The following is a 24983-nucleotide window of genomic DNA, read 5'->3' as shown; positions in this document are numbered from 1 at the left end:
AAAATCGAACAAGAAGTGCCTTATTTTTATCTGAGAAAGGTTCGCTTTTATGAAAACGTAAGTTTTTCAGTGCCCTCACCTTGTTTTGGGCGCTTTTTTGTCTCGAACAACCTTTATTGAGTAAAAACGTCTATTCTAAAAAATAGAGATAAAACTGAGGTGACATTATGCGATTTATTTTTAATAAGATAACACTTTTTAGCATTATTTTTTTATCATTTTGTTTAATAGTAATTGGATCTTTATTACAAATAATCCTTTTCCCTTTACAAGATATTAATTCTATAAGTAGTCAAGAGCTATTGGAATTTCAAAAAGAATATGCAATAAACTATCCCTTAGGACATGGGCTACTCAATCTAGGTCTATTTCTGATGATTTTAGTAATAATTCTATTCATGATAAAGTTAAAAATTAAAATATAATAATCAAAATTAAGATTTCTAACGATCCAAACTCATACAAAGGCGTAGAACGTAGTTAATACAAGGTTTTTTGGAATTTTGCAGAAAAACGCTGCTAGTGCGCTTTCTAAATAAAATCATATATACCATTTCTTAACTTGTAAAAAAGCATTATAAGAGACCCTTACTGCAACAACCTTCCTCTATAAACATTGATGTATCAACGGTTTCCTTCACTTCATGGTGAAGAAAATCGTTCTTAGTCCGACCTCCTTTATTTCAGCGGAGGCTTGGACACCAGCTAAAAGAAATTAAAGTGAATTATATTTTTTCACTTCTAAAGGAATCGATATTATATATAAATCAATAGCATATGTAGTAATCGTAATCCCTTTACCTTCTTCAGTAAATTTCGCTTGAAGAAACCGCTCCGAAACTTTTCTTTTCCCCCATTTTTTAGGGAGCCATTCAAATCCTAAAAACATACTATTTATCACCTTAAAAGTATTTTATTGTATAAAACCTAAACGATAATTTAAACTGCTTCCCAATGTAGACTTGCTAATAAATCAGAATGTAGTTCACGCTAAATAATGCTTTTTTCTTTTTGCATTAATTTCATTGTAAAATAAGCGGTAATGATTTTCAAAAAAGAATTCTAACACTAAACTCGTTGTGTGTTCACTGTCTTGTCAAGATTATGCTTCAATTTATGTGATAAATAGAATTCCTTTCCCCTCTACCTTCGTACATGGTTTATACTCTAAATAAGTTGTATTAAGTACGAATGCCGGGTATTGAACGTTAACGACTGAAAATAAAATATTCGAGGTGGAATGCCGATGGAACATTGTTGTAGTGGCCTTAAAAATGAAAACACTATTAGTTGTCCCTCTTGTAAAAATAAAGCTAAAAATGTACAACTAATAACTATTAAATCAATGATGAAACCATCTGTATTAGGATCTATCAACGCTATGGATAATCACTATTTTTGTGCTACTAAAGATTGTCATGTCGTTTATTTTGATACGAGCAATAAAGAGTATCTTCTATCTGATATAAAGATAGATGTACATCAAAAGGATGATTCATTAAGTACACCGGTTTGTTATTGTTTTGATTGGACTAAAGAAAAAATTAAACAACATGTTGAAAATGAACTCGCTCCTAATCCATTAGAACATATTCGAGAAAATATAAAAGAAAACCGTTGTGGCTGTGAGGTAAATAACCCTCAAGGTAGTTGTTGTTTAGGGAATGTTACGAAATATATAAAAGGTCTAGCCTAATGAAAAATATAGCCCTTCATCATAACGTATAGTTGATTTCCGTTCCAACTAGGCGCATTGTAGCTGACGCTTTGCTTTTCACACAGAGCAAAGCTTCCTGGGGACGTTCAGAACGGAAATCAACTTATATTCATGACATCCGTTTTAACAAAGAAAGATTTCATTTTCTTCTAACCTTCAATCGTTCCAAAAATACTATTCTTCGTAAAAACCATTTTTATTAAAATCATACCATTTTTGTATCTTCTCTTCTGAATATACTTTTAGATGATTCATAATTTCTTTTGCAAATTCCAATGTTGCAGTCCCATTTGCTGTTATGAGATCACCGAAGTTAACACATTGCTTTTCTATATAAAATTCACTTCCACAATAAATGGGACAACTATTGACAATAAGAATAACAAAAGAAAGTTGACATAACCCTGTCAACTTTCATTAAAACTACTTATTTTTTTAATGGTGTTTTTAATTTATTTACTAGAAAAAGAGGTTCAAGCACTTTTACTTTGTCTTTTAAATGAATGACGAAATCAATGACCCATGATACATCGGAAGTTTTAAATGTAAACTTTGCGCTGTTTGAATGAAATTGAATTTTTGTACCCCTATCTTATTCATTAAAAAAGCTTCATCTTCCTTTTCGTATTGCAGTACAACGTCAAACAAAGTATCATTTTCCTTAAAATAGTTATTTTCAAAAAAGAGGCTTGAATCTGAAATTCCGTGTTCTTTGGCAATGAACTGTTCAGTCAAAATATGATAAGACAAAATACGGTTAAGTTTAAACAAACGAAACTGATTCCCCTCCAAACAAAAAGCATATAGATACCACGATGAGTATTTAAATAGTAGTTTATATGGTTCTACTGTTCTTTTGCTATAACCAGACTTTGATTGATATTCAATTGCCATTAATAACTGTCCTCTAATTGCTTTTCTAAAGGGTATTACATAATCTTGAAAGCTGTTATCCGTGAACTATGATGATAAGTCGATGGCAATATCAGCATTTTTAAGTATCGTTTGCTCATCTTTTTCCACAATTTTAGTAATTAGATGTTTAATATTATTTTCTGTATGTATACTATTTAGTGCATCCAAACCAATTAGTATAGTTTGTAATTCATCAATAGAGAAAAACTTTTTATCAAGTTTATAGTTGGCTAAAATCCCCAATCCCCCACCTTGACCTGGATAACTCACTATAGGAATTCCCGCTAAATTCAGTGATTCAATATCGCGATAAATAGTTCGTTTCGACACTACAAGCTTTTCAGCCAATTCTTGAGCTGTCATTTTTTGATGATTCACTACTAAATTTAAAATACTAAACATGCGGGTTGATTTCATTTCTTCTTCCTCTTTCAATAATTCTATTTTTTACTTATTCGTTATCTTTACCCTTTTGTTCAGTCTGAGCAATTTTCCAATAAGTGTTTGATCCATTACATTTTAAAGTTGCATTTTTCGGCACCTGTTTCATTATAAGAAGAAGATTTAGTAAATCAACTGACGATCCCATCGAGTTTAGTATAATCAGGAACTTTAATGTCGTTGTTAAAAGTCCAAATGCACTGAAAATTAGAGGGAAAATTATTGAAAGTATCATAAAAGGTGCAATCGTAATGAATATATATCTTGATTTTGAAATTTCTTCTTCCGTAATGACAAAACCCCCGAACAGAGTTAGCCCTACAGAAGTTTTTTCTGATTTCATAAAATTAGGAATGAATATCAAATGAAGTAGTTCGTGAATGATTAATAGTAAGACGATTCCCAAAATAACGCTTAAGTTAATGGTTATTGATAATCCAGCAGAAGTAAATCCAAAATCTCTCAATGAAATACTAGAAAAAATATTTATTACCCCAATAGAGATCATTGAAGCGACAATCATTAAAGGGATAGATAACAAAATAGCACTTATTAATTTTTTTGGTTCTTTCATCGGAATCCAGCCATCTTTAATGAAGTCTACATGTAATTTTGGGTTACTTTTTGGCAATTTGTTTAATAGTTTCATTTAACCCCTCCTTTTATAATTTCACTTAATTGGAATATGCCTTCTTTCATTTCATCGAGTGAGGCATACCCATAGGAGATTCTTATAAACTGTCCCGATTTTTCAGCATAAATACTACCGGGATTTAGAAGAATACTGTTGGATAATGCTTTTTCAAATAGCCTTTTCACTGTAAATTCAGGCTTTATTTTCACCCATATGAACAATCCACCTTTTGGGATGTCCCACGTAGCGTAAGGGCTCAAATATTTATCCAGTGCATCTAAAGCAATTTTTCTACGAATGCTAAGTTGTTCTCTTACTTTATCAAGATGATCATCATAGAAATTACTAGCTAGCCACTCTGCTGCAACGAGTTGTGAAAGTGTACTTGATCCATAATCGGATTGCATTTTTAAATCTGCTAATCGATTTATGACTGACTCCGAGCCAACGATCCAACCAATTCGTAATCCTGGACTAAGGGTTTTCGATAAACTTCCAACATATAATACATTTCCGTATAGATCCATTGCTTTCAATGGTTTAGGTGGTGGATTGTCAATCCATAAATCACGGTACACATCATCTTCTATAACTGGCAGCTGCTCTCTTTCACAGTATGCAATTAATTTCGCACGTCTTTCTTCTTGCATTAAAGCGCCTGTTGGATTATGGAAGGTCGGAATCGAATATAAAATATTTTTTCCTTTTTCCTTTGTCGGATAAATTGAATCGATAATAATCCCCTCGTTGTCTATTGCTAATCCTTGCAACTCCATCCCTGCTGACTCAAAAACAGTCAACGAGTATAGATAGGACGGCATTTCTAACAACACCGTCGAACCTCTTTTTAGAAGTCCAATCGAGATTAGATGTAAAGCTTGGAGCGCTCCAGAAACTACAAGAATGGACGCCGGAGACGCTTCGACCCCTCTTACCTTTAAATAGTCACTAATGGCTTGCCGTAATTTCATATTTCCTTTCGGCTCTTCATAGCCAAACGAAGTTAATTGATTCGAAACCTTTTGAACGATGGTTTTCATCTCTTCTAACGGGAACATCTCTGGTGATAATTCCCCTTTACTCAATTGAATAAGATTCGTATTTGATTCCGCTTCGTTAATCTCCTGCACCATCGAAACGCTAGGTTTATGAATGCCTAATCTGACATTTCCATTCCAGTTAGTCGAGGTTTTTGCCCCCATCAAAGTCCAAGTATTATTGGTGACGACCGTTTCCTTCCCTGCTTTCCCTTCTAGTAGCCCATCTGCCATTAGTTCCTCTAATGCCGTTATGACTGTACTACGATTAACCTCAAACTGTTTTGCTAAATTACGCTGACTTGGTATGGGACTTCCGATCGCCCACTCCCCTTTAGCAATTTTTCCTTTTATAAAATCTATAATCAATTGATATTTTGGTTTTTTCATATATACGCTCTTTTCTGAACTGGTTGGTTTTTTTCATTTTAACCTGTTGGAGAAATTTTACCAAAATCCTATTAATATTGAAAACATAAAATTAAATGGTTGGATAACGAGGTGTATTCATGTTAAAAACATTAGATCTTAAAATTATTTCTGCTCATTTCATAACAATCATAATATGGGCATCGGCTTTTCCAGGAATACGGGTGGCATTAATGGCATATTCACCTGAACACATATCACTTTTACGATTATTAATCGGCTCATTCGTTTTACTAATCATAGCAGTTATTAGAAAAACTCCTTTGCCTGAGTTAAAAGATATCCCCATTATTTTATTACTTGGCTTTTTAGGTTTCACCGTTTATCAAGTAGCACTAAATTATGGAGAGCAAACGATTAGTGCTGGCGTTGCAAGTTTACTTGTTTCAACAACCCCAATAATAACGGCTTTATTAGCTGTATTCTTTTATCGTGAGAAGCTTAGTTTATGGGGATGGGTTGGTTCACTTGTTGGTTTTTGTGGTGTAGCATTTATTTCTGTAGGAGGTTCAACTGAAAGTTTTACTTTGAATACTGGCATTGTCATAGTTTTAGTAGCATCCCTTTCAGAAAGTATTTACTTTGTTTTTCAACATCGTTATCTAGAAAAATACGGCGCTATTCCCTTTACGATGTACGCCATTTGGTCAGGTACTATTTTTATGCTACTATTCTCACCCGGCCTAAGTGAAGCAATAATGGATGCCCCGTTAAATGCAACATTAGTCATTTTGTATCTTGGAATCTTTCCAACAATCATTCCATATTTTACGCTAGCTTATGTTACTTCGCGAACAGGGGCAGCTGAAGCAACAAGTACGCTTTATTTAACCACTGTTTTTGCATTTCTTATCGCATGGATTTGGCTTGGTGAAGTTCCGCATTTTTCTGCCATAACTGGTGGCTTGATGACTTTAATAGGTGTATTTATTGCCAACATAAAGAAAGAAGATATTCGTAAAGAAAATAACAATGCTCACAGTATAAACTAACTGGCTAGATTGCCAAAAGCTCCAATGATCATTACAGACTATTATCAATGGGTATTAGTGTAGTTAACGCTCTATACCTATTGTCTGTTTTTTAATATTATTAAATAATCTCACAGACAAAATAAAAGCCTTCCACATTTGTGAAAGGCAATTAGCGATTTCTAACTCTCACTTGAAATAAAAATCCATCGCGTTTTGATACAGAATTTTCTCAGCTGACCTTGCCTCAAACAATTCTTGAATTAGTTCAACATCGGCATAAGCAAAGGGTCTTTTGGCTCGTGTGGACGGCAGGTCTGTACCGAACATTAACGCTTCAGGATTGACAGCATAAATAGATTTCAAAGCATGTCCTACATCGAGCTCCACACGACCAAAACCTGTCGCCTTTACTCGTACACCTTTTTCTACGAGGCGTAACAAATGAGGAAAGCCTTCCTCGGATATTCCCAAATGATCAATTGAAATCGCTGGTAATTTTTCAATCGTCGGTGCAATTTCAGGCAAATCTTTTGCGTCGATATATAATTCACTATGCCAACCAGCTAAATCATACACACGTCTCGCCAAATAATCGAGCTTGGATAAATCTTCAGAACCACCACGCTTCACATTGAATCGTAGCGCACATACACCTTTTTTATATAAGTCCATAATCTCATCATCTGTCGCCGCAAACGGTAGTTGCGTAACACCACAAAATGCAGAACCCATTTTCTCTAAAGCATTTACTAAATAATCTTGGTCAAAACCTTGAAAAGAACCTGATACAATTGCACCACCTACAATATGATAAGTCGCTGTATCTTTTTGGTAATCTTCAACAACATAGCTAGGTGGTATATATCCTTGATTTTCAGTAATAGGATAATTAAAATCAATAATGTGAAAGTGTGCATCAAAAATTTTCATCTTTCCGCCTCCTTTTTCTTATGTTATCAAACAAATAACATAAAAGAAATTTATGAATTCACGTGGAAATCCATAAGTTTTTCTTATCAAATAGAACAACCGTATCGTTGAAGTCTTGCACAAATCCTTATTTTGAGCCAAAAATAATTCCTTATAAGAAATACCTTAAAGCATTACTTCCAGATGTAAATAACGCTATAAAACCTGCAACCATGAACCATATTGCATATTGATTCTCTTGTTGTTTTCTCTTGCTTATCCAAAATAATATCATACTGATTAATACTAAAATTATTCCCAACACTGCACCTGTTATAATGCCTATAATCATTCCCATTTCTAGTAGCCTTCTCTCTTTTTGTTTTTTGTTGTAAGTACAAGTATTTATATCTAGAACTATTTTACATTACTTCCTGTTACACCACATCCACGTTTTCAATATTACGAATACCTAGATACGCAATTATTACTCCAACTGCTCCAAGCCCTATTTGCAGTGGAATGAAGGTCACCAAAGAAATTTCTGGGTTATAAGCACAAGCAATTGCCACCACGAGAAGCGATGAACCAATAGTAGCCGGGACAGAATAATTACGCATTCCAAAATAGAAAGGAATTAAACTTGTTCCTGTTGCGGCAATAGCAAAAGGTACTATGTTTATGGCTTCACCTATGAACTGGCTTGCAGTTATTGTAAATGGGACGATAGGAAAATAAGTATTAATGATCAAAAATAGACCCGCAACAACGATATTCGACATCATCGTTGTCATGAATGTTAAAAAAGCAATCAAGGTCAATTTACTAGCAATCAGTTTCTTGCGACTAACAGGATACGTGAACATAAGCAAAATTGTTCTATTTTTATACTCTTCAATAACTAGTTTCGCAATTAATACAGAGGCAAACACAATAAACGTTGCCCTCACGCTTGCACCAATCAGTACATTAACTTCTTCGTACGTTGAAATGGGTATATCCCCCTCCCTCTGTGCAATAAAAATTACGGAACACACTACTGCAGTTATCATGATGTTTGCGATCATCGCACCTTTCACATACCAACCTAAGTTAATTTTTTTCATTTCCAGTTTCAGTAAATAGAGCATAGAACGAATTCTCCTCTTCAGTTTGTTATTGCATGATAATAAAAACAACACTCATTATGTTGAATAGCAGCAGCCTATAACTATTCTTGAATTTATCAATTATTAAACGTAATAAAATAATAGCTATAATAATAGTCACTGTCGTTTTAACAAGAATATCTAATAATAGCATTAGTCCGCTTCCATTTTTAAATCCCCACGACACAAGTTCAATAGGACAGGAGGTCGCCACAATACAAATGATTATTTCTATAAAATAGTTAGATAATCGATATTTTTTCCATCCTAGTTCTATCAGTTTAAGCATGGATTTTCTCTCCGTTCGTTTATTTAAGAAATACTCCTCTAAAGAGCTATGTTTTTAAGAGTAGCTGCCATTAATTGATAACCTTTTTAGCACGCTTAATCCGTAATAGAATTTCCCCCTCTCCTATACTTTAATTGTACGAATCGATCATCTCTTTTTCCTTACTCATTCCTTACAAAATTATTAACTATAATAAACTAATACAATTGGTCAGCAGTTCTAATTTCGCTGATTTAAATTGTCTTGATAGAAAGACAATTTTAAAGTGAGAGAAAATATCTAATAAAAAAATACCAGGCTCAAATAAATGAGTTCCTGGTATCTTGGTTTTACCTTATGACATTGAAAAATTTATACATTTATTGCATAGCACGTCTTTCTGAATAAAGCATTTGGAGTCGGGCTATTTGTTAAGACAGAAGTATTAAATTTCTTTACCTAATTCAAAATGATTATGTATTCTCTATTAAGCCTTTACTTGACTTCGTACTGAATTACTTTGGTTTGTTATATTAGTAGCAATATAAACACCTACCAGCACCATCACCATACCAACGATTTGTATCAATGTAATTGAGCTGCCATACGCAATAACTGCAAGTAATGTTGCGACTATAGGCGTCAAGTTTAAATACAAGCTTGCTTTACTACCTCCTAAGCTCTCTACACCCTTGTTAAAAATAACATAGCCAATCAATGTTCCACAAACGACCATATAAAACATTTCAATCCAACTTTGGACCGACATAGTAACTACTTGATTCCAACCGCCTTCAAATACCGTGCTGATCGCTAGGAAAACAGCACCAGATAACAGCATAATAGTATTCGATAGCATTACTGGTATACCTTTAAGCATGGATTCACCCATTAATGCATAAATAACTCCGCATAAAAGTGCCCCGACAAAAAGAATATCTCCTAAGTTAAAAGAAAGAGAAAACAAATCAGAAAGGGACCCTTTGACAATAATAATAATTACGCCAATCATCGATAAAGCTAAACCTGTTCCAGATTTGTTATTCCATTTTTCTTTACCTAATAAGACTGCCCCTAACATCGTGAATACAGGCATCGCAGCTATTATTAACGCACCATTTGTTGCTGAAGTATACTTCAATGCCGTAAAGAAAAGAGCATTATAACCGAAAATTCCGATAAAGCCAATAAATAATAAACCTTGCCATCGATTTCTGATTACTTGCCACTGCCATTCTTTCTGAATTGTTATGAATGTAACGAGTATTATGCCTGTTATGCCAAAACGTAGTGTAGCTGCAACAAGTGGTGGAACTTCCGTAATGACATGCTTTGCTGTCGCAAAGGCTCCACCCCAAAACAAAGGAACGAGCAGCATTAATAAATACATGTTTCTCGATTGATTTTTATTTTTATTTCCCATGATTTAAACCCTCCTAATCTTTTGAACGATGTTTGTATGTTTAAATTTTTAAACATACAAACATTGTTTGGTAAAAAAGAACAAATCAATAGCTTTGCTCAATAGTTTGAATTAGCTCTTTGATTTGTTTTAGAAACTCATTAGAACTTAATGAATAATATTTTTCATTCCCATTCCGGTTAAAAGTAATTAAACCTGCTTGTCTTAAAATTTTCAAATGATGGGAAACGGCTGGTCTAGAAAGCTCTATTCTTTCTGTTAATTGATTTACGTTTAGGCTATCATGTGTGAGTAATAGAATGATGATTTGTTGACGATTCTCATCACCAAGTGCTTGGAAAATGGGGGTTGATAATTTAAATTTTTCTAAAACTTGTTCTTTGTTATTGCAATTAAAATTTTCCATAATTCCCACCCTTATGTTTAAAGTTTTAAACATACTTAATTTTAATTAAAAAACACAATTTGTCAAGATACTATATATTTTCCATATAGAATCCATACCAAATGGATACAGCAATCTAGCTTTTATACATAACCTTTTTGATCTACTTCTTCCGAAAGTTCAAGATCTGCACCACGTTCGATTAAACCAATAGCATTGTTACATACTTGTTCTTGAAGACATTTTCTCTCTAGTTGTATTGCTACTATACCGATATATACTAAAGACATTACTTCCTGGTCATCATCCATCCATTGCGCCCTTTAATGGAGTAATGTAGGATAATCTATTAGCTCGGCTAGTAAAAGAAAAGATGTTTTTCAGGTATTAAAAAATTTACGATAAAATAAATCTCAAGCTATACTGGCTTTTAAAAAACAAAAAGGCTGTTCAATCGGAGAACGTTTTGAACAGCACTCTTCTTATTCCCTAAGCCATTTCAGTTTTACATCATCCTCTAAACAACCGAGTTGATCGAAATGGCTTGCTATAATGCCAAAATACATATTTTCATCTGCGCTTACATCGACTTTACGTAGCGCATCATTAACGATATATGCAGCATCCTCTCCTAGTGCAAAAATTGTGTTAAAGGCACGTACTCGTATATTTTGGTCTAAATCAAACATAGCAAATAACAACTCATCAGTCGGAATAGGCTCACTAAAATGAGCATTTGGATCTTCATAAGTAGCACAATAAATTCGCTCTCTTGCCTCCTCAAAGCTATCACCAAGTAATACCCTTCCAGCAAATATCCCATTATCCGTTTGCGAAAGAGTAGCCAAATCAATCTCTACAAAGTGCATATCTTTTACAATATAGTATTTGTCATCTAGGTTTAGCGCAATAACATAATCATCCCACGTAGCGACTTCTCCCGGTTCAATATAAACTGCAGGACGATACAAGTATTTTGCTGTCACATCTTTGAAGAAAATCGTCCATTCAGCATAAGGGCTACCAAAACTAGATAAAACTCGTAATGCAAATCTACCTTCGATCATTATTAATTCGTCATACACGTAATAACCTTCTAGATTACCTTCTGTTTGTGCATCATGAAAAACTAACTGCACAATTGACTCGACTGTAAACCCGCCACTCATATCTAATAGAAGCGTAAAATTATTTCCTTGTTGCTCAGCATTTAAAATTTTACCATCATGAAATGATTGTGAAAAAACGGTTTGTGCTGAAGGATTAAAGCGTTCAACAATTGCTTCACGCTTTTCATAAATAGCATTACTCTTAGTTGTGAACTGCTCAATTGTCACATTGCACCATTCTTCAAATTCTTCCATTAAAGTATCATTTCGGAATAAAGTTCGTTCAATAATTCCCGACTGAAACTTTTGTGGTAAGACATCTATATACTCGGCTAAATGCTCATATAAATGATCTTCAAATTCAGCATCGAACTCTTCCTCAAATGGATATGTATGTGCTGCGTTGAATACTTCCTGTCGTTCACGTGTTAAGAAAAACATCATTCCACTCCTTTTTAGTTGTATAGCGAAAAATAATGAATAAATATTATAATAGATACTTCCGTTTATTCTCCTAGACTCTTAGGGACTTGAACTTCAGAATACCTTTAAGTAGTTGATTACTTTATACTTTATTGATGGCGTTGCAAAACTAAAAGGATAGTTCCTTTTTCTTCATTTCGCAAACCTCATCCCTTTATTTCTAAATATATCATTTTTTTAATTGCTATTTCTTATTGAACTAAACTGTCTAAATAATTTCATAATCTGGCCCGATTGTGGAATAAGAAAAAATCCTGCACATCAACACAGGATTTTTAATCAAACTTTCTTATCAATTATCAATCTTTATTTTAAATAATCGAATTTTGTTTTAAATGATCAATCTTTTTTTGTAAAACTACAATTGAAAAATTGTATTGCGGTAAGTGTATTAAAAAGAAAAAACAGTCGATTTTATCCATAAAAGCATGGTTTTCCAAATTCATTATTCTAAATTAGGATTGGTATAACACTACACTACATTCAGTAACACTCGTGTATATTTATTGATACTAAAACTTACAAAATTATAAGTTTTATGTAACTCAAATTTAATTGTTAAAACTAAAATCGTGTTGTAGAATTACTATTGTTAAAAAATAATAAGAAAACATGATTTGAGGTAAGAGTTTTTATGAAAGACAAAAAAATTCAATTTATAGCTATTTTTGGTGGTACTACAATTATCGCTCTAGCTCTAATAGCTTTTTTCCTTATCGACCAAGGTTTGCCTAAGGAATTTAGTGAAGAAGCATGGGCAAACACTAAAGAAAAAGCAATACAAGCTACAGTTGAGCATTTTAAAAAGGAAAAAAATATCGATATTACAATAAATGAAGTTAGTTCTTCAGGTGAATATGCAACACATGAAGTATATTTAGAAGGTCATGTTGTTGATAATGAGAATAGGAAAATATCTGCTGTTGTAGATACTTCTGAAGATAATTACCAAGTAAGATCTATTGATATGAACACCTAATAATATTTCACTTTTATAGAACCCTTTGAACAGTTAGCTTAATTGTTAGCTGTTCTTTTTATTGCACATTTTCTTTCAGATTTTCATTCAATATAGATATGAAATTTATAGTTTCACTTTGGTATATTTGTTTAAAGTAACCTTCTACTCCTGCTTGGCAATATCCATACGAACAACGAATGTATTTTCAGTTTCTTGATTAATTTTATTATTCCATTTAGAATGCATAAAGGAGTCCTCCTTGTTTGATGATGGGTCAATGGTCGTTGACACTCATGCATCATACTAGAAGGCTCCTTTTCTTTCAAGACCTCGATCATCCTTCAAACAGGAATGCTGCACCGTTAGTTTAAGTACAATTCTTCACAATCTCCCTTAAAAATAATTGAGATAATTTCCAATCAAACACCCAATTCCAATTACGAACAGAAATATAGACCAAACATATTATATATAATATGTACGGACTATTTACTACACGTTGAAGGTTGTCACCCTAAGATAATTTAAACAGCACTCTTTTTTATAAATCATCAATGTCATATTCAGTAAATCCCTCATAGTAATAGCTAATACCAATCCCTCTCATGAAAACTTCACGGCTATTAATTTCATCTACCAAAGCATTTTGTAGCAAATGCTTAATTTCAATATCTCTAATCGGACTACGTTCCATAGCCAGTAAATAATCTTCCTTGTCAATCTTATTCCAATCAACAACCTTATGAAGTTCTTTCTTAAAGATTAAATCTAACCATATCCTCGTCGCTCTGCCGTTGCCTTCTCTAAAGGATGGGCGATATTCATTTCAACATACTTTTCAACGATTTCATCAAAAGTAGTTTGTGGCATTTTATCTATGTGATTCAAAGATTGGTTAAGATACATTACTGGCGCAAATCGGAAATTACTTTTTGCTAGATTGACCTCTCGAACTTTTCCAGCAAAGAAGTAAACATCTTCAAATAGATATTGATGGATTTCAGAAAGACCCTTGAATGTGCCTACTTTTATTTCATTCCTCTTTCCTAAATCGTATAAATCTTTGGCTTTCTTCTTTGAAAGTCGTTCTTCTGTACGATTCAATTCAAGCTGGTTGTTGATACCCAATTTATTTTCTAGCATCATTATTCTCCCTTCAAAAAGGTTGACTTTCAAATTCTTGCTTTAGCAGATCTCTTCTATCTTCAATCAATCTCGCAAATTCATCAAGTCCCTCAACAGTTTTTTGATTTAGACAAGTAAGTTACACCGTTGATTCTAAAGCGTATTATTTATCTGAATTCTAAACAACACCGTTAATCTAAGAAGAAAATGCTCTACTCCTTTTTGACGTAAAGCAGAACAATAAGAGATGCTTTAAAAATTATTTCAAAAAGAGAAACCGTTCAACGTTGTTCCTCTAACCTTTTATTATTTACATTTGATTGGCATTTTCTTTAAACTCATATGGAACTTTTAATTCTTAAAATGTATTTTACATAAAATCTCCTCATGGTCCAACGTATAATGATCAATCTTTTATATAAATAATCAATTTTTAAATTAAGAAAAAGGAGTTGTCCAAACAATTCAATGGTCTTCAAGTAAAGCACCCCGTTCATTTAAGTACAATCCTTCACAAACATTGTATTGTCAATTGGAGGACAGTTCAATTTAGCTAGCTGTTTCAATATATATTATAAATTAATTCCTATATTTTTACTCGGGTTTAAAATTGTAGAGTTTTCCTTGTTCAATACATCACTCGTATTAATATTTATCGTATTAATTTCACTAAATGGAACCTCTAAAGTAGGAATAAGAATATACCTCTCATCGACTACTTTATTTATAAAGATTTGCGAATCAGATGTTTGAAGCACAAAATCCTTCGATTTAATTTGAGTTTTATTATTAATTGTAAGTGTATCAACAGGGTAGAAAACTATATCTTTATCGGTTGTATTTTCAACTTTATAAGATATATCAATTAAATTTAATTCATCATTGAGATCTTTACCATGTTTCTCTTTGATTCGTTTTACAGTAAACTCAGGTAAATTTGTCAATTGTACAAAATTGATGGATTTAATAGTAAATTTAATAGCACCCATATCATAGGTTTTGTCTACATTTTTTATATTAACTAATGTAGCTTTATTATAACCATTACCTAAAAATTTCCACTGACCTACTTCTGTAAGTGGACCGTTTGTTGGTTCGCTATTTTTGACACTTAATTGGACCACCTCTGTTTTCCCTTTTTCTTCATTTAATTCCGTATTTTCATTCATCCGGTTAGTCGGTTTATCTACACGTGCATTTACTAAAGATATAGATGAGACAGCGATTAAAGTAGCAACGCCAAATACAGACCAACGATAAGAGTTTTTGAATTTTTTTATCATAAGGATCCTCCTTTTTAAAGTTTTTTTATTTCTACTTAAGTTTGCTAAACTTGGTATTTGATAAAAATTTGAGTAGTGTTCTAAAAGGCTAATAATAGTATGACCGTATGCAAGTTGCTCCTCTGAATTTATATATGTAAGAGCTAATGAATCACAGGCTAATTCCTGATCTTCTCTCATACATGAGTAGGCATACCAAAGAATAGGATTAAACCAATTTAGAATGAGTAAGCCATACATAAGCCAATTCACCCCAACATCTCTTCGTTTGATGTGGGCTAATTCGTGAAGAAAAATGTATCGTAGCTGTTGCTCATTTAATACTTTCGAGTGTACGCCTGACAATAACACCTTTGGCCTAATAAATCCGACTACAGTTGGACTTGAAATATTGCCAGCAAAAAAAAGTGGGATTTTCTGTTGAACAGACATAGATTTTTTACAATTCTCAAAGATTGTGACAATCCTCTGATCTGTAATCATAGGCTGTTTTTTTATGAAGTGGAGTAAACGCCTATTTATAATGATAATAGTAAAGCCCAAAATGATAACCCCAGTAAGCCAAATGTATATAAGGATTGTATAAAAAGAAGAAAAAGTCTCATCACGACTTTGTTTCTTATTTTCCTTAGCTACTTGGGTTGAACCAGCTACAAAGGAATCTTCTTTAGTAATTTTTGAATAGTTTATATCTGTCGATTCTTTCATATGTTCTTTTGAAGAAGAAACAGTTGTAACAGTAGTCCCATTACTGTATGAAAAGATAGAATAGATACTGTAGGTACTACTAAAAGACCATGGCAATAAAAGTCTTACAATTAATATCATCCAAAGTAGATATTGCCATCGTGGATTTAACTGATTTCTAAACAAGAGTTTTACACATAAGATTAGAACAACTAGAATACTTGCCATAATTGAGGTTTCTATCAACCAATAAAAAAAGTGAGGTAGATAGACGTTCATAAACATATCCATCATTATTAGCTTTCCTTCCTCTGATTTTCCTCAGTCTTCTCATCCAGAATACGTTTGAGTTCGTTAATATCTTCTGAAGACAACTTTTCTTCTTTTAAGAAGTTCACAAGTAGAGGTTTAAATGCTGCACCATAGAAACGTTTAAGTAATGATTCTGTTTCTACTTGAAGATACTTATCTTGTGACACTAAAGGAAAATATGCATATATACGCCCTGTATCTTGATGGAAAGAAATGGCTTCTTTTTGGACTAATCGAGTAATAAGTGTTCGAATTGTCTTCGGTTTCCAATCCGTTGTTGACTCTAATACTTTAATTATTTCATTTGCTGTTTGCGGTGATTTTGACCAAAGAACTTTCATAACTTCCAATTCAGCTTCGGATATTTTAGGTAATTCTTTCATAATATAAAACTCACCTCCTTGTATTACAAATGTAATCCATATACAAATATTACGTTTGTAATCAACAATTGTCAATCTTATTTAAATTTTTAAACAGATACTCACAATACGCTCATGCAATAAAAGAACATAGCATCACACAAAGTATGGCTTTATTAAAAAAACTCCCCTTCTTAATCGTTCCTTTATAAATAACTTATACCTCTTTATTGCATTAATCTCGCTTCTTATGATGTACCTTTCAAGTATCTTAGACCTATTTAATGGTAAGATTATTGCGTATACAATGGTGGTTTTACACAAGACACCGACTTTGTCTTAGATACACTAAATCAATTGCCCGATTTACCAGAAGGCTGTATCCTGCATAGCGATCAGGGTTCTGTTTACACATCTTACGCGTATCAGAAAGCAGTCAAAGAAAAAGGAATTATCATGAGCATGTCTCGTAAAGGCACGCCCGCTGATAATTCCCCAATTGAAACGTTCTACCTCGATGATATTTATCGCACAACAAATGCGTGTGTAATAAATATTGTCGAAGAATACATTTACTATTATAACAATATTCGAATTAAAACGAAATTAAACAACCAGTCGCCGGTTCAATACCGTCAACTGGTTGTAAAATAAGGTGTTTTCTTACTGTCTTAAAAATGGTACTCAGTGCCGTGAATACCTAGACTTTTTTATGCGTGTTCGTCTGTTAACCATGACATTACTAGTTTACCACATAATTCACAGCAATTTATGAACAAATCATGAATTTTTTGGATATACAGTCATTTTATTGCCAGAATTAAAATCATTGTTCACTTTTCTTATGTTTGAATTCCTCGACCATACTTGAAAGTTTCATGAGCGTTTTCCAATTACGGACAGTTGCTGGAATTTCAAGCTTTTTCAGATGATTACCGAGTTTGGAGTTTCGAATGCTGTCATGAAATAATAGATACACATTTCTTCCTTCAATGACACTAAGCTCTCTTTCATTTGCATAGGATAAAAACATGTCGCTATTGACCTTCGAAGGAGCTGCCGGCAACAAAGCAACATGCAAGCATTCTCCTTTACAGGATTGCTCCGCTTGTGAAATCTCCTGATTTGAAAAAGGAATTTGACTAACAATTTGTAGTATTTCTTCTGCTGTCCTCATAACAACAACACTAGATATCCCAAAATCCTCTTTTATTTTATCGTGAATTTTCCTATGCAAAAGCTCCTCGGTTTCCTCTGATTCAAAAAGGATGTTTCCACTTTGGATATATGTCTTCACATTATGTAATCCTAGTTGCTCAAGAGAACTTCTTAATTGTGCCATGATTATTTTATTGTGCCCGCCTACATTAATTCCTCTAAGAAGTGCAATATATATCGTCATACAAATCCACCTTTCGAATTACAATTTATATACTAATAATAGATACATCCTTATATTGCTTCAAAGGATTCTCCTCTAGAAAATCGACAATTTCTACGAACAGACCATAAAAAAGAGCTTATATCTTTTATTACTTTGTAATTTAAGATATAAGCTTTTCTTATCAAGCCAGTAAGAGATCCTGTATAATTTAATTTTATCTGAATGCCCTTGAATGTTCTTTCTTATCTATAAGAATCATGTGTAGGATGAAACAAGTCTTCTTCCGAATTTCTAACAACAGAAAAGTGTTCGACATTGTAATGACCATGAAGTGTATTGTTAGGATGCTTTATAATTTGTTCTGCACTAAAAACATCACTACCCGCTGTTGAATGACCATCACCAACTAACGTGACATCCAAACCGCTAATAGTCGCAGTTCTTACGGCGCTATCTATACAGTGCTGCGTCGAGCACCCCATTACAACAACATGTTTAATTTCTTGAGATCGAAAATGATTTAACAGTTCAGTCCCATGGAAACAATTCGTTGCTTTTTTATCGAAAACCCTTGCTTCTTTAGGAACATTAATGCCATTATGAATAGCGAATCCTTTCCCTTTACCTTCAGCAACATCGAGATCCCTTACGAAGACGACTAGAACATTGGATTTTCTTGCTTTTTCGATGACTAAAATGATATTTCTAATAAGCTGTTCCTTCTTAAAAACAGCCCTTTCTTTCTCATTACCATCTATTAATTCTTGCTGCGCATCAATAATAAGTAGAGCTTGATTCACTTAATTTTCCCCTTTCAATTTGAGGAAACACTTTAATTAGACGATTTCCCCTTTTTGTTTATCACGGCGCTTACATAATTTTTGTTCATACTATCTACCCCTAGAGCCTAATTGTCATTTAAGACTGATTAATTTTGGATCATCACCAAAACGTGTGGTTGATTTCCGTTCCGACTGGGCGCTTTGTTGCTGTCGCTTCGCTTTCGCTACAGAAAACATTTGTTGCTGCCGCTTCGCTTTCGCACAGAAAAAACATTTGTAGCTGCCGCTTTGCTTTTGCTACAGAAAACATTTGTTACTGTCGCTACGCTTACGCACAGATAAAACTTTGCCGCTGACGCGCAGAGCTTCCTGGGGGCGTCCGATGAGCCGCTTTTGGTGTTGCTTTCGCACAGTCAAAACATTTGCTGCCGCTACGTTAACACTACGCTTTCGCACAGAAAACATCCGCTGCGCTGCAGGGTCTCTCATCTGAGACGCTGATCCCCGAGGAGTCGCCCAGTCTCCACTCCAATCGACTATTTACATAGTAGACGTTTTAACAAATGTCATCGCCAACTTTTGATGCATCCACATTTCATTAATTTTTGACACTATTACATTGCTTAAGTATATAATCCATACATTGAATAGTGTCATCAATGCGTTGTTTTTTCGAATTACAATAACGAATAGTGGAACCTTCTCGAATACTAATGGCTTCGTTAATAATATTATGAAATTCTTCTGGTAAATGATGTATTGCATATTTACAAGCATCTACTTTTGAAACAATATCTTGTTCTTGCAGTGTGTAAAATTGCCGTAAAACCCCTGTTATTGACCACTCTACTTCTAAATCAACTAATTTATTTGGTATTAAAAATGCTTTATATTTTTTAATTTTTTTTAATCTATTCGACCAATAACTGTTCATATTTCCTAGTACATACTCACCAAGCATACTCTCATCTACATTAAAGCTATATGTAGCTACATCCGGTCCTAAAATTGTCATACCTTTATTTTTTAAAATCCACCAAGTAATTGGGTTAATATGATCATTTCCCCAATTTGTTTTGCCTTCGTTTACGTTTAAACAACCTTTTACTTCACTCTGTTTCTTGCCAATATCCTCAACAAGTAAATAACAACCATCCATCCCTGTATCCTTGTATTGTCGATTTAATTCTTTGTGAAGATCGGCTATTACTTTCGCATCTTCTTCGGTTAAGGATCTATTGACAACTGCAATAAAGTCGATATCACTAGAACCGTTTATGTAAGCGTCAAGAGCAATTGAACCATGTAAATAGAAACCTTCAAGGATATTCGGTAGTTTATTTTGAATTAGGGTTATATATTCATTTAAAATTTTTTGAACTTGAATCGGAACTCTAGAATCCATAAAACCTCTCCTTTTAATCAGATAATACTTATATTACCAAAACGAGAGTATTTTTCCCATTATTGATAATTATAAGTTCATTACCAAAAATAGAAATACAATTTGTTGAAACGTATACCTTAATACGTTGATTGGAATGGAGACGCGGCGACTCCTTGGGGATTAGCGATAGAGGAGACGAAGCAAAACGGAAATCAACCTTACATTATGATGAAGATCCAATAATGTATTGATTCTGTTAGATTTTTAATAAATTTGAATCCACCTGTGTTGTTGTATTGAGGTATCTTTTAAAATTTCATTGGGTATTCTAGGAATTAGATAAGGAGTGGGAGAATTTGTACACAGGTTATATACAAGTAGTTGTTCAAACGGTTATTACTTTTTTCGTTCTTCTGACACTTACGAGGTTTCTAGGTAAAAAACAACTAAGTCACTTAACCTTCTTTAACTACGTAACTGGTATTACAATTGGTTCTATTGCAGCCAACATGGTAATTTTAAAAACAATTGTATTCACAAAATTTTTAGTAAGCTTAATTGTTTGGTGTACGCTTACTACTTTAATTAGTTATATCGCTCTAAAATCCGGAAAAGCAAGAACATTCCTTGATGGACAACCGACAATCGTTATTAAAAAAGGAAAAATAGATAGAAAAGCTTTAGCAAACACTAAAATAAATATTGATGACCTTACGATGATGATTAGACAATATCAAATTTTTTCAATTACAGAAATTGACTATGCAATATTAGAACCAAATGGCATGCTTAGTATTTTGAAAAAGCCTGAATTTCAAGGCACGCAAAAGATGGATTTAAAAATATCTCCTCCACCTCCGATTTTTATCCCCATTGAAGTTATCACAGATGGGAAGCTATTGACACAAAATCTACTGGAAGTTGGAAAAAGTAGAGAATGGTTAGACAACGAATTAAAAAAGGAAAATATACAATCAATCGAAGAAGTTTTCTATGCAGAAATTCAACCGAACGGGAAAATATTTATCCAAAAATTTGATTAAGAAGATTTCTAAATTTAGTGAATTCTCAGCACTTAAAACTTGACAAAAAAAGTAATTTATGCAATAATTTACTTTTACAGAATTTATCTGTACAATAGGATTCTCCTGGCCAGGAGAATCCTATTTTTTTGAAGGAGAGTACTTGTATGAACAAAGATGAATCCAGTTTAACTTCATTAATCTCAGCTTTTAGTAGAGCCTATCATAGTCAATTCGATACCCCTAAAATTTTTGATGACTACCTAGCAAAAAAAATAATCACACAACAAGAGTTCAATGACATTCAAACAAATATGCTTCAAGGTATCCAGTTTTTTAACAAAGAAATCGCTGTAAAACTTAATGGACAAACTGAAGAGCTATTAAAATGGATTGTGCAAACTCAGCTCTCCCCTACCCCCTTGGCACGTGCGGCATATTGTGAAAAAGTTTTGTTAACTGAAATCATGTTAGGTTTACAGCAATATGTTATGCTCGGAGCAGGGTTAGATACATTTAGCCTAAGACATCCGGAACTTGAAAACAATTTAAAAATCTTTGAAATTGATCACCCTGCAACACAGGAATTTAAAAAGAAAAGATTAGCTGAAGTCAATTTAAAGCTTCCAAGCAATGTACATTTCATTTCGTTGGATTTCACAAAAAAGTTTTCCTATCAAAATCTAATAAATAGCGGCTTCGGCAATAAAAAAACTTTCTTTAGTTTACTAGGTGTTTCCTATTATTTAACGAAAGATGAAATTTCAAGTTTAATTGATCACTTATTTGCCAATGTACCAACAGGAAGTTCGATAGTGTTGGACTATGCAGATGAAAAACTATTTAAAGAACAAGGAATATCAAACAGAGTAGATAACATGGTAAAAATGGCTGCAGCAAGTGGTGAACCGATGAAATCATGTTTTACTTATAAAGAAATGGAAAAAATGTTAGAAAACTCAGGTCTGCTTATTTACGAACATCTATCGCCAGATACAATTAATGAGCTTTATTTTGACAATCGAAAAGATTATTTAACCGCCTTTGAAACAATTCACTACGTCCATGCTGTGAAAAAGTAATTTAAGTTCGGAGGAATCAAATGAAATTTTATCAATTGTCCAAAGAGAATGGCAAAAATATAACACAATTTAAGTCAAGTTTTATTATGTCTAGAATTATTGAAACTGAAGCATCCGCTAGTATTGGGTGTATGTATTTAGAAGAAAACGGTGTTATGGCTATCATCAAGCTGTAGTTCCCCAGCTTTTCTTAATTATTGAAAGCAAAGGATTTGTAAGAAATGAACAGGCGCAATACTATCAAGTCCAGCCTGGAGATGCAGTTTTTTGGGAAAAGGGTGAATGGCATGAAACTAAAACGGATAAAGGATTAACTGGTATTGTAATAGAATCAGAACAATTAAATCCCTCAGCATTCATGCCTTTAAAATGATATTCGCCGGAGGCTTTAACTTCTTTCAGCGGGTGTTAGAAACCATCTGATAGAAGTTACACTATTTCTCAGGCAATTAACTATGCAAAAATAACATCGTATCATATGTTAGTAATGTAAGATTGGTTTAGTCTTACACCTCCGAAGCTTTGTTACTAAGGGTCACTTATAATAGTAAGTGGCCCTCTATAAATCTTCTGTTCAGGAAATAATGTTTCTATATAGTTTATTGACAAACTCCTAGCGTATTTCTATCTCGATCAGGCAAGATAAAATTTCGTCTCTCCTTCTTGAAATTTCCCCACCTTTAAATAATTTTCTGGGAAATTTAGTGAAATTGGAATTACCTTTTAATAATGGTTTACTCATCACCCTTGTATTCTTTATAAGTGGGACTCAGCTCACTCCACACATCAAATTTATTTCCGTCAAAATCGTAAAAAACAAAATTCCTTCCCGAATGCCCCCTGTTGTCAATTTCTCCAACTCTAAATCCTTTATTTTTAAAAATTTTATGAATCGTCTCTAATGCACTTAATCCGTCTACCTCAAAAGTAATCGAAAAATGCTCTTTCCCATAGCAATCAATGAAATTTGAGCGTTGATTAGCAAAATTAAGAATAGCCTTATCACTATCTCAGTAACTACATTCTGCTCCCAATTTACCTATATTCCACTCAGCATAATAGTTCAACATTGCTGACTGGAATATAAGTAGTTCCTATTCTAAATAACGTTTTACTCATCCCATCGCCCTCTCTAGCATCGTTACTAAAATATTCTCTTTTTAGCTTTTATAACCTTCCAGATCTACCCACAAATGTGGTAAATGGCGAGGATTTGCAAGTTTATCTACAGTCTGAAATGACCATTTCTATAATAGTTATTGGTCGCTATATTTGAATGTTTTTAGGGAAATGATAAGTGTCACAGCAAGGCATCCCAATAAAAGAAGTAAAGATTCTCCCCATGTACTAACATTATTTAGAAACGAGGCTTTAATTCCATTTACAAACCATTCAAATGGATTTATCACACTAATATATTGTATTAGATTTGGCGCTTTTTCCATTGTAAAAAATGCATTACTACAAAGTAGCATTGGTATCATCAGTACATTTGCAGTCATACTTAAATGTCCCTCGTTTTTCACGAGACTTGAAATAAAAAAGCTTAAAAAAACAAAACTTAACGAAGCTATTAAAATAATCGGTGTCAAGTATAAGAGGCTATTAAAAGAAAAGTTTAGTTGATTGATAACGATAGCAAATAAAAGCACGATATAGGATAAAATAATCGCTATTATAGCCCATGCACTAGAAATACTGACGATATATTTCCATAAAGGCATTGGTGTAGCATGAAGTAAATTATAAACGCCTCTTTTTCTTTGCGATAATGCTATAAAAGCAGTGGTCATAAATGAATAGAAAAATACACTTATGGCAATGATTCCTTCTACATAATTTCCCGCATAGCTCGGTAAAAATATCCTTAACGCAATAATTGCCGCAAATGGCATTATTAGTGACCAAAAAAGTAAATACATATCCTTTATACTAGATTTCAAATTTAATACGAAAATAGCCCCCATCCTCTCGCTCCTCACTTCGTTAATTCAAAAAATAATTCTTCCAAATTTTGCGTTTGATAGTGCTCCATTAAACCATTTGGTGAGCCATTCGCCATTATTTTCCCGCGATGCATAATTAACACTCTGTCAGCAACATTCATTACTTCCAACATATCGTGGGAAGAAAATAACACAGTAACCCGACTATCTTTTAAGCGTTTAATGATCTGTTGAATTTCTCTTTGACCTCTAGGATCCAATCCAGCAGAAGGTTCATCCAAAATTACTAGTTTGGGATTATGCAAAGTTGTCACGATAATTGCTAGACGTTTTTGCTGTCCTAATGACAATTTAATAGCAAGCGTTTTTTTAACATGTAATAAATCAAAAGTGGCGAGTTTTTCATCAATTTCACTTTTTGTCAGCGAAATTCCATAGAATGCCCCAAATAATTTCACATTATCCTCTACAGAATAGCCTTCGAAAAAAGGCGTTGATTGAAGCTGCGTACCTATTTCCTTTTTGTAGTCGGATGTCCAGTATTCAATCGTTCCACTGTCTTGAGGAATAATTCCAAGAAGCATACCAATCGTTGTAGTTTTCCCAGCACCATTTGTGCCTACTAAAGCTACTATCTCACCTTCTATAATGTCAACGGTTATATGATCAACGACACAGTTAGCCTTATAATTTTTCGTTAATTGGCTAACATGAATGAGCTTCTTCATATTTTCTCCCCTTAATTAACATTGTATATTCAACGTTGAATATATGGCTA

Annotated in this window: 24 protein-coding genes and 5 pseudogenes; 7 read left to right on the top strand and 22 right to left on the bottom strand. The window is 33.3% G+C overall.

Annotation, left to right across the window (positions count from 1 at the left end; all coding sequences use genetic code 11):
* Positions 1-715 precede the first annotated feature (715 nt).
* Positions 716-889 (bottom strand): hypothetical protein, encoded by a 174-nt coding sequence (locus C7Y47_RS24990; RefSeq protein WP_185903505.1) that lies wholly within the window; start codon positions 887-889, stop codon positions 716-718.
* 357 nt (positions 890-1246) lie between these two features.
* Here C7Y47_RS24990 and C7Y47_RS15345 point away from each other — a divergent pair, with 357 nt between their 5' ends.
* Positions 1247-1696: a putative iron-sulfur cluster-binding metallochaperone gene (locus C7Y47_RS15345; RefSeq protein WP_142509563.1), complete on the top strand. Its 450-nt coding sequence runs from the start codon at positions 1247-1249 to the stop codon at positions 1694-1696.
* Positions 1697-1891: 195 nt separating this feature from the next.
* Here C7Y47_RS15345 and C7Y47_RS15340 read toward each other — a convergent pair whose 3' ends face one another.
* The 5 genes from C7Y47_RS15340 to C7Y47_RS15320 all read right to left on the bottom strand — a co-directional run bounded on the left by C7Y47_RS15340 (position 1892) and on the right by C7Y47_RS15320 (position 5134).
* On the bottom strand, positions 1892-2128 hold the full coding sequence (locus C7Y47_RS15340) for a hypothetical protein (protein ID WP_142509562.1): 237 nt from the start codon (positions 2126-2128) through the stop codon (positions 1892-1894).
* 84 nt (positions 2129-2212) lie between these two features.
* Positions 2213-2629 (bottom strand): helix-turn-helix transcriptional regulator, encoded by a 417-nt coding sequence (locus C7Y47_RS15335; RefSeq protein ID WP_255505208.1) that lies wholly within the window; start codon positions 2627-2629, stop codon positions 2213-2215.
* A gap of 48 nt (positions 2630-2677) precedes the next feature.
* A complete protein-coding gene (locus tag C7Y47_RS15330; RefSeq protein WP_142509560.1) occupies positions 2678-3049 on the bottom strand; it encodes a helix-turn-helix transcriptional regulator in 372 nt (123 codons plus the stop codon).
* Positions 3050-3083: 34 nt separating this feature from the next.
* Positions 3084-3722, bottom strand: coding sequence for a DUF3267 domain-containing protein (locus C7Y47_RS15325; RefSeq protein ID WP_142509559.1), 639 nt, complete (start codon positions 3720-3722; stop codon positions 3084-3086).
* Positions 3719-5134: a PLP-dependent aminotransferase family protein gene (locus tag C7Y47_RS15320; protein WP_142509558.1), complete on the bottom strand. Its 1416-nt coding sequence runs from the start codon at positions 5132-5134 to the stop codon at positions 3719-3721. The genes C7Y47_RS15325 and C7Y47_RS15320 overlap by 4 nt, the downstream gene beginning before the upstream one ends.
* Before the next feature lie 119 nt (positions 5135-5253).
* Here C7Y47_RS15320 and C7Y47_RS15315 point away from each other — a divergent pair, with 119 nt between their 5' ends.
* Positions 5254-6165 carry a DMT family transporter gene (locus tag C7Y47_RS15315; RefSeq protein ID WP_142509557.1) on the top strand — a complete coding sequence of 304 codons (912 nt, stop codon included), beginning with the start codon at positions 5254-5256 and terminating at the stop codon, positions 6163-6165.
* 168 nt (positions 6166-6333) lie between these two features.
* Here C7Y47_RS15315 and C7Y47_RS15310 read toward each other — a convergent pair whose 3' ends face one another.
* The 7 genes and pseudogenes from C7Y47_RS15310 to C7Y47_RS15280 all read right to left on the bottom strand — a co-directional run bounded on the left by C7Y47_RS15310 (position 6334) and on the right by C7Y47_RS15280 (position 11833).
* Positions 6334-7077: an amidohydrolase family protein gene (locus C7Y47_RS15310; protein WP_142509556.1), complete on the bottom strand. Its 744-nt coding sequence runs from the start codon at positions 7075-7077 to the stop codon at positions 6334-6336.
* A gap of 151 nt (positions 7078-7228) precedes the next feature.
* The gene (locus C7Y47_RS15305) at positions 7229-7414 is read right to left on the bottom strand and encodes a hypothetical protein (RefSeq protein ID WP_142509555.1); all 186 of its coding nucleotides are present in this window, start codon (positions 7412-7414) and stop codon (positions 7229-7231) included.
* Between the two features lie 79 nt (positions 7415-7493).
* Positions 7494-8186 (bottom strand): ABC transporter permease, encoded by a 693-nt coding sequence (locus tag C7Y47_RS15300; protein ID WP_142509554.1) that lies wholly within the window; start codon positions 8184-8186, stop codon positions 7494-7496.
* Between the two features lie 773 nt (positions 8187-8959).
* A complete protein-coding gene (locus tag C7Y47_RS15295) occupies positions 8960-9895 on the bottom strand; it encodes a DMT family transporter (protein ID WP_142509553.1) in 936 nt (311 codons plus the stop codon).
* 85 nt (positions 9896-9980) lie between these two features.
* Positions 9981-10301: an ArsR/SmtB family transcription factor gene (locus C7Y47_RS15290; protein WP_142509552.1), complete on the bottom strand. Its 321-nt coding sequence runs from the start codon at positions 10299-10301 to the stop codon at positions 9981-9983.
* 122 nt (positions 10302-10423) lie between these two features.
* Positions 10424-10576 (bottom strand): annotated as a pseudogene (locus C7Y47_RS15285) (MarR family transcriptional regulator); the annotation flags it as partial.
* Positions 10577-10762: 186 nt separating this feature from the next.
* Positions 10763-11833 (bottom strand): DUF4085 family protein, encoded by a 1071-nt coding sequence (locus tag C7Y47_RS15280; RefSeq protein WP_142509551.1) that lies wholly within the window; start codon positions 11831-11833, stop codon positions 10763-10765.
* Positions 11834-12506: 673 nt separating this feature from the next.
* On the opposite strand from C7Y47_RS15280, the gene C7Y47_RS15275 reads away from it, so the two are divergent.
* Positions 12507-12851 carry a phosphoglycolate phosphatase gene (locus tag C7Y47_RS15275; protein WP_142509550.1) on the top strand — a complete coding sequence of 115 codons (345 nt, stop codon included), beginning with the start codon at positions 12507-12509 and terminating at the stop codon, positions 12849-12851.
* A 523-nt stretch (positions 12852-13374) separates the two neighbouring features.
* Here C7Y47_RS15275 and fic read toward each other — a convergent pair.
* The 3 genes and pseudogenes from fic to C7Y47_RS15260 all read right to left on the bottom strand — a co-directional run bounded on the left by fic (position 13375) and on the right by C7Y47_RS15260 (position 16626).
* Positions 13375-13976 (bottom strand): annotated as a pseudogene (gene fic / locus C7Y47_RS15270) (protein adenylyltransferase Fic).
* Positions 13977-15079: 1103 nt separating this feature from the next.
* Positions 15080-16222 (bottom strand): annotated as a pseudogene (locus C7Y47_RS15265) (M56 family metallopeptidase); the annotation flags it as partial.
* Between the two features lie 2 nt (positions 16223-16224).
* A complete protein-coding gene (locus C7Y47_RS15260; protein ID WP_436970111.1) occupies positions 16225-16626 on the bottom strand; it encodes a BlaI/MecI/CopY family transcriptional regulator in 402 nt (133 codons plus the stop codon).
* A gap of 229 nt (positions 16627-16855) precedes the next feature.
* On the opposite strand from C7Y47_RS15260, the pseudogene C7Y47_RS15255 reads away from it, so the two are divergent.
* Positions 16856-17256 (top strand): annotated as a pseudogene (locus C7Y47_RS15255) (transposase); the annotation flags it as partial.
* 172 nt (positions 17257-17428) lie between these two features.
* On the opposite strand, the gene C7Y47_RS15250 reads toward C7Y47_RS15255, so the two are convergent.
* The 3 genes from C7Y47_RS15250 to C7Y47_RS15240 all read right to left on the bottom strand — a co-directional run bounded on the left by C7Y47_RS15250 (position 17429) and on the right by C7Y47_RS15240 (position 20173).
* A complete protein-coding gene (locus tag C7Y47_RS15250) occupies positions 17429-18004 on the bottom strand; it encodes a DUF1697 domain-containing protein (protein ID WP_142509547.1) in 576 nt (191 codons plus the stop codon).
* Positions 18005-18228: 224 nt separating this feature from the next.
* Positions 18229-18786 (bottom strand): isochorismatase family protein, encoded by a 558-nt coding sequence (locus C7Y47_RS15245; RefSeq protein ID WP_142509546.1) that lies wholly within the window; start codon positions 18784-18786, stop codon positions 18229-18231.
* A gap of 580 nt (positions 18787-19366) precedes the next feature.
* A complete protein-coding gene (locus C7Y47_RS15240; protein WP_142509545.1) occupies positions 19367-20173 on the bottom strand; it encodes an aminoglycoside adenylyltransferase domain-containing protein in 807 nt (268 codons plus the stop codon).
* Between the two features lie 338 nt (positions 20174-20511).
* Between C7Y47_RS15240 and C7Y47_RS15235 the strand changes: the two genes are divergently transcribed.
* The 3 genes from C7Y47_RS15235 (at position 20512) to C7Y47_RS26140 (ending at position 22435) form a co-directional block, all read left to right on the top strand.
* Positions 20512-21198 (top strand): YetF domain-containing protein, encoded by a 687-nt coding sequence (locus C7Y47_RS15235; RefSeq protein ID WP_142509544.1) that lies wholly within the window; start codon positions 20512-20514, stop codon positions 21196-21198.
* 146 nt (positions 21199-21344) lie between these two features.
* Positions 21345-22259 carry a class I SAM-dependent methyltransferase gene (locus C7Y47_RS15230; protein WP_142509543.1) on the top strand — a complete coding sequence of 305 codons (915 nt, stop codon included), beginning with the start codon at positions 21345-21347 and terminating at the stop codon, positions 22257-22259.
* 20 nt (positions 22260-22279) lie between these two features.
* Positions 22280-22435: a hypothetical protein gene (locus C7Y47_RS26140; RefSeq protein ID WP_366151277.1), complete on the top strand. Its 156-nt coding sequence runs from the start codon at positions 22280-22282 to the stop codon at positions 22433-22435.
* 558 nt (positions 22436-22993) lie between these two features.
* Here C7Y47_RS26140 and C7Y47_RS25730 read toward each other — a convergent pair.
* The 3 genes and pseudogenes from C7Y47_RS25730 to C7Y47_RS15210 form a co-directional block, all read right to left on the bottom strand.
* A pseudogene (locus C7Y47_RS25730) lies at positions 22994-23378 on the bottom strand (VOC family protein).
* A gap of 137 nt (positions 23379-23515) precedes the next feature.
* On the bottom strand, positions 23516-24226 hold the full coding sequence (locus C7Y47_RS15215; RefSeq protein WP_142509542.1) for an ABC transporter permease: 711 nt from the start codon (positions 24224-24226) through the stop codon (positions 23516-23518).
* Positions 24227-24237: 11 nt separating this feature from the next.
* On the bottom strand, positions 24238-24933 hold the full coding sequence (locus C7Y47_RS15210; protein ID WP_142509541.1) for an ABC transporter ATP-binding protein: 696 nt from the start codon (positions 24931-24933) through the stop codon (positions 24238-24240).
* Between the last annotated feature and the right edge of the window lie 50 nt (positions 24934-24983).

The sequence above is a fragment of the Lysinibacillus sphaericus genome, from assembly GCF_006864135.1.
GTDB lineage: Bacteria > Bacillota > Bacilli > Bacillales_A > Planococcaceae > Lysinibacillus.
This window is presented reverse-complemented; position numbering and strand designations above follow the sequence as displayed.

What these genes read in the sequence shown, in the direction of transcription:
- C7Y47_RS24990 (WP_185903505.1), bottom strand. Translation starts at nt 889, where the DNA reads ATGTTTTTAGGATTTGAATGGCTCCCTAAAAAATGGGGGAAAAGAAAA.
- C7Y47_RS15345 (WP_142509563.1), top strand. Translation starts at nt 1,247, where the DNA reads ATGGAACATTGTTGTAGTGGCCTTAAAAATGAAAACACTATTAGTTGT.
- C7Y47_RS15330 (WP_142509560.1), bottom strand. Translation starts at nt 3,049, where the DNA reads ATGAAATCAACCCGCATGTTTAGTATTTTAAATTTAGTAGTGAATCAT.
- C7Y47_RS15325 (WP_142509559.1), bottom strand. Translation starts at nt 3,722, where the DNA reads ATGAAACTATTAAACAAATTGCCAAAAAGTAACCCAAAATTACATGTA.
- C7Y47_RS15320 (WP_142509558.1), bottom strand. Translation starts at nt 5,134, where the DNA reads ATGAAAAAACCAAAATATCAATTGATTATAGATTTTATAAAAGGAAAA.
- C7Y47_RS15315 (WP_142509557.1), top strand. Translation starts at nt 5,254, where the DNA reads ATGTTAAAAACATTAGATCTTAAAATTATTTCTGCTCATTTCATAACA.
- C7Y47_RS15310 (WP_142509556.1), bottom strand. Translation starts at nt 7,077, where the DNA reads ATGAAAATTTTTGATGCACACTTTCACATTATTGATTTTAATTATCCT.
- C7Y47_RS15305 (WP_142509555.1), bottom strand. Translation starts at nt 7,414, where the DNA reads ATGGGAATGATTATAGGCATTATAACAGGTGCAGTGTTGGGAATAATT.
- C7Y47_RS15300 (WP_142509554.1), bottom strand. Translation starts at nt 8,186, where the DNA reads ATGCTCTATTTACTGAAACTGGAAATGAAAAAAATTAACTTAGGTTGG.
- C7Y47_RS15295 (WP_142509553.1), bottom strand. Translation starts at nt 9,895, where the DNA reads ATGGGAAATAAAAATAAAAATCAATCGAGAAACATGTATTTATTAATG.
- C7Y47_RS15290 (WP_142509552.1), bottom strand. Translation starts at nt 10,301, where the DNA reads ATGGAAAATTTTAATTGCAATAACAAAGAACAAGTTTTAGAAAAATTT.
- C7Y47_RS15280 (WP_142509551.1), bottom strand. Translation starts at nt 11,833, where the DNA reads ATGATGTTTTTCTTAACACGTGAACGACAGGAAGTATTCAACGCAGCA.
- C7Y47_RS15275 (WP_142509550.1), top strand. Translation starts at nt 12,507, where the DNA reads ATGAAAGACAAAAAAATTCAATTTATAGCTATTTTTGGTGGTACTACA.
- C7Y47_RS15250 (WP_142509547.1), bottom strand. Translation starts at nt 18,004, where the DNA reads ATGACGATATATATTGCACTTCTTAGAGGAATTAATGTAGGCGGGCAC.
- C7Y47_RS15240 (WP_142509545.1), bottom strand. Translation starts at nt 20,173, where the DNA reads ATGGATTCTAGAGTTCCGATTCAAGTTCAAAAAATTTTAAATGAATAT.
- C7Y47_RS15230 (WP_142509543.1), top strand. Translation starts at nt 21,345, where the DNA reads ATGAACAAAGATGAATCCAGTTTAACTTCATTAATCTCAGCTTTTAGT.
- C7Y47_RS26140 (WP_366151277.1), top strand. Translation starts at nt 22,280, where the DNA reads ATGAAATTTTATCAATTGTCCAAAGAGAATGGCAAAAATATAACACAA.
- C7Y47_RS15215 (WP_142509542.1), bottom strand. Translation starts at nt 24,226, where the DNA reads ATGGGGGCTATTTTCGTATTAAATTTGAAATCTAGTATAAAGGATATG.
- C7Y47_RS15210 (WP_142509541.1), bottom strand. Translation starts at nt 24,933, where the DNA reads ATGAAGAAGCTCATTCATGTTAGCCAATTAACGAAAAATTATAAGGCT.